At 64.9% G+C, this 14012-nt stretch carries 15 protein-coding genes; 7 read left to right on the top strand and 8 right to left on the bottom strand.

All coding sequences use genetic code 11. From position 1 onward, the window contains the following. Window positions 1-26 precede the first annotated feature (26 nt). The 3 genes from W823_RS32955 (at window position 27) to W823_RS32965 (ending at window position 2584) form a co-directional block, all read left to right on the top strand. Window positions 27-1451 (top strand): MFS transporter, encoded by a 1425-nt coding sequence (locus W823_RS32955; protein WP_038252095.1) that lies wholly within the window; start codon window positions 27-29, stop codon window positions 1449-1451. 97 nt (window positions 1452-1548) lie between these two features. Beyond that, a complete protein-coding gene (locus tag W823_RS32960; RefSeq protein WP_369792564.1) occupies window positions 1549-1968 on the top strand; it encodes a PaaI family thioesterase in 420 nt (139 codons plus the stop codon). Window positions 1969-2044: 76 nt separating this feature from the next. Beyond that, entirely contained in the window at window positions 2045-2584 is a 540-nt protein-coding gene (locus tag W823_RS32965) for a DinB family protein (protein WP_023954419.1), read from the top strand. Window positions 2585-2882: 298 nt separating this feature from the next. On the opposite strand, the gene W823_RS32970 is transcribed toward W823_RS32965, so the two are convergent. Next, the gene (locus W823_RS32970) at window positions 2883-3644 is read right to left on the bottom strand and encodes an SDR family NAD(P)-dependent oxidoreductase (protein ID WP_023954421.1); all 762 of its coding nucleotides are present in this window, start codon (window positions 3642-3644) and stop codon (window positions 2883-2885) included. A 232-nt stretch (window positions 3645-3876) separates the two neighbouring features. Here W823_RS32970 and W823_RS32975 point away from each other — a divergent pair, with 232 nt between their 5' ends. From W823_RS32975 to W823_RS32990, 4 genes are read left to right on the top strand one after another with little or no spacing between them, the layout of a single operon-like run. Continuing rightward, on the top strand, window positions 3877-4689 hold the full coding sequence (locus W823_RS32975; protein ID WP_038252145.1) for an SDR family oxidoreductase: 813 nt from the start codon (window positions 3877-3879) through the stop codon (window positions 4687-4689). A gap of 5 nt (window positions 4690-4694) precedes the next feature. After that, window positions 4695-5576: a TIGR03619 family F420-dependent LLM class oxidoreductase gene (locus W823_RS32980; RefSeq protein ID WP_023954423.1), complete on the top strand. Its 882-nt coding sequence runs from the start codon at window positions 4695-4697 to the stop codon at window positions 5574-5576. Continuing rightward, window positions 5573-6316, top strand: coding sequence for an SDR family NAD(P)-dependent oxidoreductase (locus W823_RS32985; RefSeq protein WP_023954424.1), 744 nt, complete (start codon window positions 5573-5575; stop codon window positions 6314-6316). The genes W823_RS32980 and W823_RS32985 overlap by 4 nt, the downstream gene beginning before the upstream one ends. A 46-nt stretch (window positions 6317-6362) precedes the next feature. After that, on the top strand, window positions 6363-7202 hold the full coding sequence (locus W823_RS32990; RefSeq protein WP_023954425.1) for a mycofactocin-coupled SDR family oxidoreductase: 840 nt from the start codon (window positions 6363-6365) through the stop codon (window positions 7200-7202). 12 nt (window positions 7203-7214) lie between these two features. On the opposite strand, the gene W823_RS32995 is transcribed toward W823_RS32990, so the two are convergent. From W823_RS32995 to W823_RS33025, 7 genes are all read right to left on the bottom strand, one after another. After that, window positions 7215-8270, bottom strand: a complete 1056-nt coding sequence (locus W823_RS32995) for a ferredoxin--NADP reductase (protein ID WP_031331181.1) — start codon at window positions 8268-8270, stop codon at window positions 7215-7217. Between the two features lie 80 nt (window positions 8271-8350). Continuing rightward, the gene (locus W823_RS33000; RefSeq protein ID WP_023954427.1) at window positions 8351-9187 is read right to left on the bottom strand and encodes a MaoC/PaaZ C-terminal domain-containing protein; all 837 of its coding nucleotides are present in this window, start codon (window positions 9185-9187) and stop codon (window positions 8351-8353) included. Beyond that, window positions 9187-10362: a lipid-transfer protein gene (locus W823_RS33005; protein ID WP_023954428.1), complete on the bottom strand. Its 1176-nt coding sequence runs from the start codon at window positions 10360-10362 to the stop codon at window positions 9187-9189. Before W823_RS33005 ends, W823_RS33000 begins: the two co-directional genes overlap by 1 nt. Beyond that, on the bottom strand, window positions 10362-10766 hold the full coding sequence (locus W823_RS33010) for a MaoC/PaaZ C-terminal domain-containing protein (protein WP_023954429.1): 405 nt from the start codon (window positions 10764-10766) through the stop codon (window positions 10362-10364). Before W823_RS33010 ends, W823_RS33005 begins: the two co-directional genes overlap by 1 nt. Further along, a complete protein-coding gene (locus W823_RS33015; protein WP_023954430.1) occupies window positions 10763-11866 on the bottom strand; it encodes an acyl-CoA dehydrogenase family protein in 1104 nt (367 codons plus the stop codon). The genes W823_RS33010 and W823_RS33015 overlap by 4 nt, the downstream gene beginning before the upstream one ends. Beyond that, window positions 11866-12801 carry a bifunctional MaoC family dehydratase N-terminal/OB-fold nucleic acid binding domain-containing protein gene (locus W823_RS33020; RefSeq protein WP_023954431.1) on the bottom strand — a complete coding sequence of 312 codons (936 nt, stop codon included), beginning with the start codon at window positions 12799-12801 and terminating at the stop codon, window positions 11866-11868. Before W823_RS33020 ends, W823_RS33015 begins: the two co-directional genes overlap by 1 nt. Next, window positions 12798-13964 (bottom strand): acyl-CoA dehydrogenase family protein, encoded by a 1167-nt coding sequence (locus W823_RS33025; protein WP_023954432.1) that lies wholly within the window; start codon window positions 13962-13964, stop codon window positions 12798-12800. Before W823_RS33025 ends, W823_RS33020 begins: the two co-directional genes overlap by 4 nt. Window positions 13965-14012: the final 48 nt, after the last annotated feature.

Below are 14012 nucleotides of genomic sequence, written 5' to 3' on the forward strand. Positions count from 1 at the left end.
CCATAGTCAGGCCGTACCTTCTGACTATGCTTACTAGTAGTCAGTCGGCCGCGCCGGCGACCGGCAGCGACAACACCCGGTGGTTTGCGCTGGCAGCGGTGTGCTTCGGCATGATGCTCACGTTCCTGAACATCACGGCCACCATTTCGGCCGTTCCCGCGATCCAATCCGATCTCGCTGCCGACAGTGCCACGATGGTGTGGATCCCGAGCATCTTCGCGTTGGTGGTGGCCAGCCTGGTGCTTTCTGCGGGCACCGTCGGTGATGTCATCGGCAGACGAACCGCGTTCATCGCCGGCTCTGCGATCATGTCGCTCGGCAGCCTCTCATCGTTCCTCTCGCACAGCAGCGGCATGATCCTTGCCGCTCAGGCGATCACCGGTGTGGGAGCCGCGCTGGTACTGCCCAACAGTCTGGCCATCATCAGCAACGGCTTCCCCGACCCGAAGGAGCGGACCGAGGCGATCAGCGTCTGGGCTGCTTGCTCCGGCCTTGGCCTCGCCATCGGACCCCTGTCAGCCGGAGCGGTCCTCGGGGCATTCTCATGGAATGCCGTCTACCTCGTCAACGCCATCGCCGCCCTCGTCGTCGTGGTCATCGCCCCGATTGTTGTGCCACGCAGCAAAATTCAAGGAGCCAGACTCGACGTTCCCGGCCTTCTGTCCGCCACCACAGCCATCGCCGCGCTCACCTACTGGGTCATCGACGGTTCACACAGCGGCTTCACGTCCACCCACGCGATCATCGCAATCATCGTATTTGCCTGCGCCTTGGCCTTTTTCATCTTCTATGAGCGCTCGACGAACGCCCCGATGCTTGATCTGCGCCTCTTTCGGTCAGCGTCCTTCTCCACCGTCATGGTGGTCAGCGCGACGGTGCTCTTCGGCTTCACCGGACTGTCCCTGATCTCCGTGTTGTTTCTCGAAAGGATAGGAAAGCTGAGCGCCTGGACCACCGGGCTGCATCTGCTCGCTCTGATGGGCACCTACGTTGTCGTCAGTGCGATCGCGCCACGGTTGTTGCCGCGCATCGGATTCAAGGTCATGCTCACAACCGGGCTGATCATCACAGCGCTCGGATCATTACTGCTGCTGCGAGTCCATCCGCACGAGGGTTGGACAAACCTGACCGTGGCACTGGTGGTCCTGGGAGTCGGCTTCGGTTCTCTGATCGCGCCGGCCACCGCTGCCGCCATGAACAGTGTGGCGCCCGCTCAGGCAGGGATGGCCAGCGGCACGGTCAACATGTTCCGCCAGCTCGGTGGCGTACTCGGCACAAGCGTGCTCGGGTCGATACTCACCTCGCAGCTCGCTTCCGGTCTGCTGACCCGCCCCGCCGACGAAGCGTTTGAGTCGGCATTCCACACCTGCGCACTGGTGGCTGCCGCAGTCTTTGTCACCGTGGCCATCCCGACCTCCGTCTTCGTCCGAAGCAGGCCCTCACATGGGTGACCCACTTGCATCCGCAGAGTGGGGTGAGCCCCGATCCCGGACCGTCACGTGGCACGACCCGTCGAAACCCGCTGCCGTATCGCAAACGATGGCCGGGTTGGACTATCTTCAGGCCCTGGCGGCCGGGACGATCCCCGCACCGCCCATCGTCGGTCTGATCGACGCCCAGCTGGCATCGGTGGACTCGGGCACAGCCGTATTCACCCTCGAGCCCAACGAATCTCACTTCAACCCGATCGGCGCAGTGCACGGCGGCATCATCTGCACACTGCTCGATTCGGCTGCGGGGTGCGCCGTGCACACCACCTTGCCGCGCGGCACCGGGTACACTTCCATCGAGATCAAGGTGAACTTCATGCGTGGGGTGACACTCGACTCGGGCCGGCTCACAGCGCGTGGCTGGGTGAAGAAACCGGGGCGGCGGGTTGCCTTCGCCGAAGCAGAGATCACCGATGAGAGCGGCAAGACTGTCGCGACCGCATCGAGCGCACTGCTCGTCTTCGACATACCGTCCTGACCACACGATCGCGAGCAATCGGACCACGCCCCGCTCGCGGACGATAGGCTGAGACAACCTGACGACGGGAGACTCCATGGCCATCGTGCCCGACACCAAGAACTGGACGTGGGTGCTCGAACGTCCTTGTCTCGACTGTGGATTCGACCCCTCCGAGATAGCTTTCCGGGATATCCCGGAACTGATCAGAGCCAACGCCGCCCAATGGCCTCCGGCCCTGGCCGGGTCTGATCCCCACCGGAGACCGGACGACTCCACATGGTCGCCGCTCGAGTACGCCGCCCACGTCCGAGATGTGTTCATCAAGTTCGACGAGCGTCTCGAGGCGATGCTCTCGCACGACAATCCGGCGTTCGAGAATTGGGATCAGGACGCCACCGCAGTTGCCGAACGCTACAACGACCAGGATCCGGCCGCGGTGTCCCACGAATTGACCGCGGGCGCCGCCCGACTCGCGGACGCGTTCGCCAACGTCCCCGATGAAGCGCTCAGCCGACGCGGCCGCCGCAGTGACGGCAGCGAGTTCACCGTGGACTCGCTCGCGCTCTACTTCATACACGACCCGGTTCACCACTTGTACGATGTGACGGGCACCCGCTTCCACAGCTCGTCGTGAGACCTCGAATCACCCTTGTCCGCAGCGACTTCCGTTCAGTGAGACTGCGCAGCACCTGTGCGCTGGGTCACTGCATCATTGCGGTATGCGCTCTCGGCTCAGCTCCTGCGTCTCGCGAACCGTCGGTGACTGGATGATGTCCACCGTGGCGGTCACCTACATCAGTGACGGTCAGGGCACCGGACGGTGGTTCACTTCTTCACCTTGGACAGAGGTCACCGAGCTGCGGTTGTCGGCGGATACTGTCAGCACTCTGCTGCAGATGAGGAGCCCTGTCATCGTCGCCGGCCGATGTGGTTCATCCCCAACGTGATTGACCACCGTCGAGTGGAATGGTTGCTCCGGTGAGATACCCGGCATCTGGCCCCACCAGGAAGACGATGGCCCGGCCGATGTCGCTCTCGGGGTCACCTACACGACCGAGCGGGATACCCGCCACAAACGCAGCTGCTTCTTCGGGATTCTTCTCCATCCACCGGTCGAGGGCGGGCGACGCGGCGTGCGGGGCGACCGACAGGACTCTGATTCCGTCACCACCCCACTCGCATGCTGCCGCCCGCGTGAGCGACCGCATGCCTTCTTTGATCGACCCGTAGGCGCCGTAATTGCTTGCATCCCAGCGCACTGCCGCTGAGGTCACGAGATTGATGATGACGCCGCCGCCACGTGCCTTCATGTGGGGATGGCACAGCTGCATCATCCGTAGGGTCGCGAGCGGCCCGGTGGCAAACGACCGTTCGTAGTCCTCGTCGACGATCGACAGGATCGGGCCCGGCTTGCAGTCGTTGGCGTTGTTCACCAGGATGTCGACCGACCCGAGAGCGGCCACCGTGCCATCGACCGCGCGCGCGATGTCCTCGCGATCGCTCACGTCGCAGACGATCGGTTCAGCACGCGCGCGCAGATCGGTCAGCATCGCACAGGTGTCGAGCAGCTTCGACTCCGTTCGGCCGGCCACTGCGATCGCAGCGCCCTCCTTGGCCAAGGCGAGCGCGATGCCCTGCCCGATCCCCTGACCTGCTCCGGTCATGAGTGCCACCTTGCCGTCGAGTGTTCCCATGCTGCACTTCCTTTCAAGGTTCTGTCAGATCTGATCACGTGCTGCGCGGGCACGGGCGGGAGATCTCACGGGCCAGGACGGTAATGGCCGAGGTCTGCCGGCGGTGCTGTACTCCCGTTCACCGAGACCCTGCTCAGATCCCGGTGGGCGGGACTGCGACCAACCGCGACCACCACAACACCTAGCGTCCGTGTCAGGCGCCGCAGAGCGCACCGACTGGGAAGGGATGCTGATGGATCCGCGCACCGACTGGGACTTCTCAGGCAGAAGTGTTGTCGTGACGGGCGGCACCAAAGGCATCGGATTTGTCGTGGCAACGGCGTTCCTGGAGGCCGGTGCCGACGTGATGGTCTGTGGTCGGTACACCCCCGCCACGCTGCCGCACCACGCCGGCCGAACGGCATCGTTCCGCGCCACCGATGTCCGGGATCCCTCGGATGCAGTCGGCTTGATCGACGACACCGTCGCGGCACACGGTGGGCTCGACGTGCTGGTGAACAATGCCGGCGGCTCCCCCGATGCCGATGCCGCCACCGTCTCGCCGCGATTTGTCGAGAAAATCCTCGCACTCAATCTCCTCGGGCCCTTTTACGCCGCCCAAGCCGCGAACTCGGTGATGCAAGCCAATCCCGAGGGCGGTTCCATCATCAACATCGGCAGTGTCTCGGCCCACGACCCCCAGCCGGGCACTGCCGCGTACAGCGCCGCCAAGGCCGGCCTGCTCGTCCTGACCAAAGCCCTGGCTCTGGAATGGGCGCCGGCCGTTCGCATCAATCACGTCACCACGGGTCTCATTCGCACCGAGAGCGCGGCCTCGGTATACGGCGACGACGGCGGGGCAGCCGTCATCAACACACTCCCGATGGGCCGGATGGCCGTCCCCGACGACGTCGCCAACGCCTGCCTGTTCCTCGCGAGCCGATGGGCGTCCTACGTCAACGGTGCAGACCTCGCCGTCCACGGCGGTGGTGAGTACCCCGCTCGGTATGTCGCCACCCACAGCCGTGTCCGCGACCGCTCGGTGACACTGGAAGGCGTGCGCTGACCGCCATGCGTATCGGGATCACATCACCCATCGTCGTCCAGCACCCGGCCGCCGCATCCGCATGGGAGCGTGACGCCGGGCCCGCAGAGCTGATCCGTATCGCCCAGACGGCCGATCGACTGGGCTACCACCACCTCACGTGCAGCGAGCATGTCGCTGTCCCCATCGACGTCGCCGCCGAACGTGGGGGTACCTACTGGGACCCGCTCGCCACCTTCGGTTTCGTTGCGGCGCACACGTCTCGGATCAAACTCGCCACCCAGGTGCTGGTCCTCGGCTATCACCATCCCCTCGAGATCGCCAAGCGGTACGGCACCCTCGATCTGGTCAGCGGCGGCCGCCTCGTGCTGGGCCTCGGCGTGGGCAGCTTGCGCGAAGAGTTCGACGCACTCGGTGCAGACTTCGCCGGCCGGGGTCGCATCGCCGACGACGCCCTCGCCGCGCTGCGTGCTTCGCTCTCTCGTCCAAACCCCGTCTACCACGGCCCTCATTACAACTTCGGCAATGTTGTCGTCGAGCCCCACGCAGTACAGCCGCACGTTCCGATGTGGATCGGCGGACGCACTCCCCGTTCTCTTCGCCGCGCCGTCACGCTCGGAGACGGATGGGTTCCGTTCGGCCTGCCGCTGCTGGACCTCGAGCAGCTCCTCGAGACCGCCGAACTGCCCCACGACTTCACAGTGGTCCTCCCCGCGAGTCACATCGACCCGCTCGGCAACCGGTCGGGTGCCCTCAGATCGCTGGAGCGGCGCAGGGCGATTGGGGCCACCATCGTGAGCGTCAGTATCTCGGCCACCAGCGTGTCCCATTACTGCGACCAGCTCGACGCGTTGCACGAGGCCTGCACCGAGCTCGACATCGACTTCACTTCGGAGGACAGACCATGAAACTGCAGGGAAAGACGGCGATTGTCACGGGCGGCGCGGGCGGGATCGGCAGCGCTGTCACCCGCGTGTTCGTCGAGCAGGGCGCAGGCGTCCTGTTCGTCGACATCGACGACAAGCGCGGGCACGAATTGGAACGCGACCTCGGCCCGTCAGCACGATTCCTGAATGTGGACATCTCGAAACCACAAGCTGCGGTGACCATTCGCGACACCGCCGTGTCGCATTTCGGTTCGGTCGACATCTTGGTCAACAACGCCCATGCGTCGCGCCAGGCGTTGCTGGTCGACCACACCGCCGAGATGTTCGAGTTGTCCTTCAACACCGGGTTCTACCCGACGGTGCATCTCATGCAGGCCTGCTACGAACAGCTGAAGGCTGCGTCGGGTTCGGTGATCAACTTCGCTTCCGGGTCGGGCCTGGAAGGGATGCCGACCCAGACGTCCTATGCCGCAGCCAAAGAAGCCATTCGGGGCGTGAGCCGGGTCGCCGCCAACGAGTGGGCGGCCGACGGCATCCGCGTGAACGTGATCTGTCCGTTTGCGGCCACCGAGGGTGTCATGGCCTGGCAGAAGGCCTTCCCCGAGCGGGCCGCCGAATCGGCTGCCAAGGTGCCCCTCGGACGTATCGGGGACCCTGAGACCGATATCGCACCCATCGTCGTCTTTCTTGCTTCCGAGGATTCCAAGTACATGACCGGGCAGACTCTGATGGCAGACGGCGGCATCATCAAACTGCGGTAGGTCTGCAAACCACTGCGTCAGCTCTCGAACAACAAGGAGTCAGCACATGACAGAGCGTTTCGACGGACAGGTCGCCCTGATCACCGGCGGCGCCCGCGGCCAGGGCCGTAGCCACGCCATCGCCTTCGCCGAACGCGGCGCAGACATCGTGGTGTGTGACAGATGTGAAGACAGTCCTTCGGTCGCCTACCCGCTGGCCACCGAAGCAGACCTCGACGAGACCGTGCGTCTTGTGAAAGCCGCCGGACGACAGTGCATTGCGGTCAAAGCCGACACTGCCGATCGCCCGGCGATGGACGCTCTGGTCGGCCGGGCCGAAGCAGAACTGGGACGGATCGACATCGCAGTGGCCAACGCCGGCGTCTCGGTCGCCGCGCCCGTCCAGTCGATGACCGAGCAGCAATGGTCAGAAGTCATCTCGTCCAACCTCACCGGTGTCTTCAACACCGTCGGCGCAGTCTCACCGGGAATGATCAAGCGCGGTTACGGTCGAATCGTGACGATCTCCTCCATGCTCGGCCGAGCGGGGAACGTCAGCATGGTCGGCTACGCCGCGTCCAAGTGGGGCGTCATCGGCCTGACGAAGAGCGCTGCCCTCGATCTCGCATCGCATGGCATCACTGTGAATGCAATTGCCCCGGGCAACATCTCGACTCCGATGATTCACAACGACGCCCTGTACGCGATGATGCGGCCCGATCTCGACCATCCGACCGACAAGGACGTCGAACCCGTCTTCGCATCACTGCACGCCCAGCCGGTGCCGTGGCTCGATGCCGACGAGATCACCCGGGTGGTGCTGTTCCTCACCGACAAGGCCAGTGCGCACATCAGCGGTACGGTCATTCCGGTCGACGCCGGGAATGCGGCACGCGTCACCGGGTGAGGTAGAGCTCTATCAGAACTCGATGGTCAGGTGCTCGCTGAGCGGGCGGGCCTGGCAGGCCAGGATGTAGCCGTCCGCAATGTCCTCATCATCGAGGACCGACGTATCACCCATGTCGACCTCGCCGTCGACAAGAGTGCATGCACAGGAACCACATTCGCCTTCGCGGCACGAGTACGGCACATCCAGTCCCTTGGACAGCAGAACATCGACAAGCGTGGCCGACCGCGGCCAGCTCAGCTCGTGCGCTTCACCGTCGAGACTCACCGATACCGTCGGCGCATCGCCGTGTTCACCATCGGACAGATCCGGCACCTCCACCTCGGCAAAGGGATCGCCGGACAGTGACGTGAAGACCTCGGCGTGCACCCGGCCCCGGGGGAGGCCCGATCGCGCGGTTGCCTTGTGCACCATGTCCATGAACGGTTTGGGACCGCACATGAACACCCGGTGGTTCCCGAATGCCGAGCAAAGGGGCACAAGCTGGTCGACGGTCGGCCGACCCTGCACACTCTCCAGCCAGTGCAGCACCAGCAACCTGTCGGCGAACCGGGTTGCGAGGTCGTGGAGCTCTTGCCGGAAGATGATCGAACTCTCGTTCCGATTCGCATAGAGCAGAACAACTTTGCCGGCGCCCCCGCTCAGCGCGGTCTTGAGAATGGAGATCACCGGCGTCACCCCACTGCCCGCGGCGAACAGCAGCAAGTCGTCGTCCAGATTCGCCGGGGTGAAGACGCCGGACGGGGGCAGCACTTCGAGGACATCACCGACGTTGACGTTGTCGCACAGCCAGTGCGATCCGTATCCACCGTCGGTGCGCTTGACGGTGACCTTCGGTCGGTCGTCGGTCAGCGGCGAACTGGCCAGTGAATAGCACCGGGCAACCGACCCCGTCCGGTCGCTGGGGATACGCAGGGTGAGGAATTGCCCCGGCTTGTATCTGAAGTCGCCGCTGCGGTCGGCGGGCACGTCGAACACCAGCGACCGCGCTTCGGCCGTCTCCTCGACGACGGCAGCCACGGTCACCATCACTGACCGCGAATTATGTTGAGATACAGCAGTTGTCATCGCCGGTGTAGCCTCTCCCTGCGTGGACACGACTCGCCGAAACTAGATGAACGGGCGCTTCGGTGCGCCGCCGCTCCCGCTCAACGGGACGCGCTCGGTGCCCCTGTCGTGGCGGCAAACGACACCCTGCCTCCGGAGATCGCCGGCCGTCCGTTCTTGACGAGTTCGAACGTGAGATCCGAGTCATCGCCCCACGCCCGTAACACCGGGGACTCGCCGGGATGGAGCGCCGCTGCGAATCGGCCGTCGAGACTCACCAGGTCTGCCGGATGTGCGCCGGTCAGACGGGCGCATTCCAGCGCTCCGGCGGCCAGGGTGCACAGTCCGTGCATGATCGGCCGCGGCTGACCGATTCGCTCCGACGCGTCGGGGTCGATGTGGATGTGGTGCCGGTCGCCGGTGAGTCGATAGAGTGCCGCTTGGTTCTCACGCGTGTGCAAGACGGATTCGAAAGCCGGATCGCCCTGCACATCAACCGGTCTCGCCGGCCCTCGCTCGCCACCGAAACCTCCTGCGCCCGGTGCGAACAACGACCACGTCGCGATGCAGTACTCACTGCGGACCTCGACCTCGAAGACCGCTGCGGCGCCCTTGTCCCACACATTGCCGACCGACGCCGACAGTGTCACGTCGCCGCTGCGTGGCAAAGGTGCCATTACCGTCAGCTGTTGTGACCCATGCAGTGCCGTGCGGGTGTCGAACGCACCCCGCGACCCGAGCTCGTCCGGGGCCCACTGCGCGAGGGTGAGGGCGAACGTGGGCAGCACCCTCAGCTGGTCCTCGAACACCAGGTCCAGCTCGGTTGCTTTCGCGCCCACGGCCAACGCGTAGATGATCGCATCGCGTTCGTCGTAGGACACGGTGCGTGTACCGAGGTCGACGCCTCGCCACCGGCCCGCGTTCTCCCAGCTCTTCACTACGCCACCCCGAGGATGAGGCCGCTGGTCGGAACTGCGGTGCCTGCGGTGACGATGATGTTCTCGGCCGTGTCGGGCTGATTGGTCGACGTTCCCCGGATGAGACGGACCGCTTCGGCTATGCCGTTGACGCCGTGTAGGTACGCCTCACCGATCTGTCCGCCGTGAGTGTTGGAGGGCAACAGTCCACCGACCTCCAGGTTGCCGTCGGCGATGAAGTCTTTCGCTTCGCCCCGGGCGCAGAACCCGAGCTCTTCGAGTTGAGGTAACACCAGAGGCGTGAAGTGGTCGTAGAGGATCGCAGCGTCGATGTCCTCGGGCCCCAGCCCACTCTGGGCGTAGAGCTGGCGGCCCACCAGACCCATCTCCGGAATGCCGGTGATGTCGGGACGGTAGTAGCTGGTCATCATGTGCTGGTCCCTGCCGCTGCCCTGTGCCGCGCCTTTGATGAGCGCCGGCTTGTTGTCGAGGGTCGCGGCCCGCTCGGCCGAGACGATGACGAGTGCCTGGCCCCCATCGGTTTCCTGACAGCAATCCAGCAGATGTAGGGGTTCGGCGATCCAGCGCGAGTTCTGATGGTCGTCGAGTGTGATCGGCCGGCGGTAGAACCACGCCTCGGGGTTGTTCGCCGCGTGCTTGCGGGCCACCACCGCAACCCTCCCGAAATCCTCGCTGGTGGCGCCGTGTTCATGCATGTACCGCCGAGCGAACATCGCGACCCACTGCGCCGGCGTCGACAGTCCCTGAGGTGTCATCCACGCGTAGGCGGCGCGGTCTGCGGTGCTGTCCATCGGGCGATCGTGTTGGCCCAGCCCGTACCGGACGCCTGATCGCTCGTTGAAAGCGCGATAACAGACCACCACGTCCGCGACGCCGGTGGTCACGGCCATCGCGGCCTGCTGTACGGTCGCGCACGCCGCTCCTCCGCCATATCCGATGCGGGAGAAGAACTTCAACTCACCGAGTCCGCAGTTGCGGGCCACGAGCACCTCTCCGTTCGTCTCGGCGGTATATGTCGAGACGCCGTCGACCTCGGATGGGTCGATGCCCGCGTCGGACAGAGCGGCCACGATCGCCTCACACGCGAGCTGCAGTTCGCTTCGGCCCGAGTCCTTGGAGAACTCGGTGGCCCCGATCCCGACGATGGCCGCCGACCCGGACAGTGGGCTGGACATCACCTGCCTCCTTTCATGACGGTGACCGTCACAGTGCCGGTGACATGCGCGCCGATACTGTTGACACCGCGGACGTGGACCGACACCACGCCGTTGTAGTTCGCGATCACCTTCCCGGCGAGGGTCATGGTGTCGCCGGGGTAGTTGGGCGCACCAAGCCGTATCGCGACCTTGCGCAGCGATGCACCGGGGCCCGCCCAGTCGGTGATGAACCGCCCGACAAGACCATTGGTCGTGAGGATGTTCATGAACACGTCTGGGGATCCACGCTCGACTGCCAGCGCCGGATCATGGTGAACATCTTGGTAGTCGCGGCTCGCGATGGCCGTCGCCACGATCATCGTGCGCGTGATCGGGACAACGAGTTCGGGCAGTTCGTGACCCACCGCCACATCGGTGATCACGAGGCCGCGCCCAGCGCAAGCTGCGCTCCGAGCCGCGCGAGGTCGGCACTCGACCCACCCAGTGATGCGGCGATCTGCTTGCCCCACAGCAGATGCCGATGCACCGGGTAGTCGGTGTCGACCCCTATTCCGCCATGGACGTGCTGGGTTCGGTGCACCACACGTTGACCAGCGTCGGTTGCCCACCACTTGGCGACGAGCACGGCCGTACCCGGAGCAGCTCCGTTCGTCAGCATCCAGGCCGCCTGCCACAATGTGACACGCATGGCCTCGAGATCTATGTAGCAGTCCGCCAACTGGTGGCTCACCGCCTGGAACGTCGCCAGCGGACGACCGAACTGTTCGCGGCCGTTCAGATAGGTCACCGCCTGTTCGACGGCCCCGGCACCCACTCCGACTTGCAGTGCGGCCAGGGCGACCTCGACCCGATCGACGAGCCAGTTGACCGCATCGCCTCCCGCCAGCAGCTGTGCCGGCGCGGCGTCGAAGGTCATGTTGGCAGCGATCGCGCGGGTGGTCGTCTCGTTGTTCTGCACGTGCACCGCGGGATCGGCCGGGTCGACCAGGAAGAGACCCGTTCCTGCTGCGGTCACGGCCGAGACCACAACGCCGGCGGCGACGTGCGCTGACGGCACAACCGCTTTGGTGCCGTGCAACGTCCACGACCCGGTCGCGTCCTCGCGGGCACTCATCGTCGGCTCGGTCGGATCGTGGGGTCCGAACTCCTCGATGCCGACGGTGAGGAAGATTTCGCCGGCGGCGGCCGGGGCCACGAACATCCGTTGCTGCTCCGCAGTGCCGAATTGTGCGATGGCCGCAGCGGCGAGCGCCGTTTCCCAGAGCGGAACCGGTGCCACGCATCGTCCCTGCTGTTCAAGCACCACGCAGAGTTCAATGAAACCCATGGCGCCGCCACCGAATTCGTCGGGCAGGGCGATTCCCACCAGTCCTGCCTGTGCCAGCTCTCGCCAGAGGTCGCGGTCAATCCGCTCGTCGGAGGCCTCGACTGCCTTGACACGGTCGATGCCGGACCTCTGCGCGAAGATGTTCGCAGCCAGGTCACCGATCGCGGTTTGCGCTTCGTTGAAGGTGAAGTCCATCAGTTCTCCTCGGGTACAGACGGCCGGAACGCGGGAAGCGTCAGGTCCGGATCGGCGTCGATCCACTCCAGCTCCACCGGCATGTCGATGGTCACTTCGTCCGGGGCCACTCCGACCATGTTGGCGATCAGCCGGGTGCCCTCTTCCAGTTCGATCACCGCAACGATCAGCGGGTAGTCGAAGGCATCGATCTTCGGGTGGTGGTTCACCACAAAGCTGTACACAGTGCCCTTGCCGGACGCATCGATGGTGTCCCACTCCAGTGACCGGCACTGCCCGCACATGGGCCCGGTCGGGTGACGCAGCGTGAGGCAGTTGGAACAACGCTGGATCACCAGACGGTGCGCTCTGGCGGCTTCGAACCAGAAAGCGTTGTCCTGGTTGAGCGCCGGTCGAGGACGTGGCGGTCGTGGTTTCTGCTTCTCCGCGGGCCGGAACCGCAATGTTCGCCACCGCTGTGTGGCAACAACCTCGCCGTCCTCGTCGCGGTAGGTCTTGAGCGTGGTCACGAAATGTCCGACACCCAGACCGGTTTTCTTCTCCGGGGAGATCGATTCGATCACCTCGGTGACATTGATCCGCGTTCCGGGTCGGAGTTCGGTGAAGTACTCCTGCTCGGAATCTGTTGCCACCACGGAGGTGAAGCCCGCATCGGCGAGAACGCCGAGCAGCTGGGTGGCAGTATCCGAGGCCGCGCCTCCGGTAATCGTTGCCCCGTAGCCCCGCATCGTCCATGCCTGAACCATGGTCGCAGGGGCGATGATTCCGGCACGTCCGGTGTCGCGAGCGGCCGCGTCATCGAGGTAGATCGGGTTGGTGTCTCCCATCGCCTCCACCCAATGACGGATCATGGGGACGTTCACCGGGTCCTGTGCCCACGTGGTCGGGACGAGTTCGCGCCCGACGAACTCGTCGAGCACTCGGGTTTCGATCATTTCGCCCGTCCGAGTTTCGCGGTCCCCAGGCCGATGGTCGCAACCATGTCGCGGAGCACCTCGTTCACGCCTCCGCCGAACGTGTTGACAACGCCTTGGCGGGAAATCTGCTCGATCTGTCCCGCCAGGATGGCACCCGGGTTGTCGGGGCGGATTCTTCCTGCCGCACCGAGGATGCCCAGCAGCGTGCGGTACACGTCGACGTGGGTTTCGGTGCCGAAGACCTTTGCCGATCCAGCGTCTGCCCCGGAGAGGGTATCGGTGGCGACCGCGGCCGTCATCTTCCAGTTCATCAACCGCATCGCCACGAGCTTGGCGTGGGTGCGCGCGAATTCTTGCTGTACCCAGGGAATCTCGATGGCACCAGACTCCCGCGCCCAGTCGATCACCTGGGCCCACAGTCCTTCGGTGCGTCCACCGAGGGCCGCCAGTCCGATCCGCTCGTGGTTGAGCTGCGCGGTGATCAGGCTCCAGCCGCCGTTGAGATTCCCCACCAGCGCATCCTCACCGACCCGGATTCCGCTGTAGTAGGTCGAGGTGACCATCAGTCCCCCGACCGTCGGGATCGGTGACCACGAGAAGCCGGCGTCGTCGGTGGGGATGATGAGGATCGAAATACCCTTGTGCTTGGGCGCTTCGGGGTCGGTCCGACAAGCCAGCCACACGTAGTCGGCGGTGTTGGCACCGGAGGTGAAGATCTTGTTGCCATCCACCACCCACTCGTCGCCGTCGCGCACTGCCCGGGTCTTGAGGGACGCGAGGTCGGTGCCCGCGTCGGGTTCGGTGTATCCGATCGCGAAAACGATGTCTCCCGAGAGGATTCCGGGGAGGTACCGCGCCTTTTGCTCTTCGGTTCCGTACTTCTGCAGCGTCGGCCCCACGGTGTTGACCGTGACAAACGGGAACGGCAATCCCGCGCGCTGAACTTCGTCGAAGAAGACGAACTGATCCTCGATCGACCGGCCCTGGCCACCGAACTCCGTCGGCCAGCCGATGCCCAGCCAGCCGTCCCGTCCGAGCATCTTGACGATCTCCCGGAATCTCGGACCGCCCACACCTTGTTCTCCGGCAGCGCGGCGCTCGTCTTCGGGGAGCAGCGTGGAGAAGTAGGCGCGCAATTCCCTCCTGAGCTGCTGCTGCTCAGGCGATTCGGTCAGATCCATCGTGGTTCTCCTCGAGAATTTCAGGGGCACAAGGTCGAGTCGGGGCGT

Origin of the sequence: Williamsia sp. D3, assembly GCF_000506245.1 — a bacterium.
GTDB lineage: Bacteria > Actinomycetota > Actinomycetes > Mycobacteriales > Mycobacteriaceae > Williamsia > Williamsia muralis.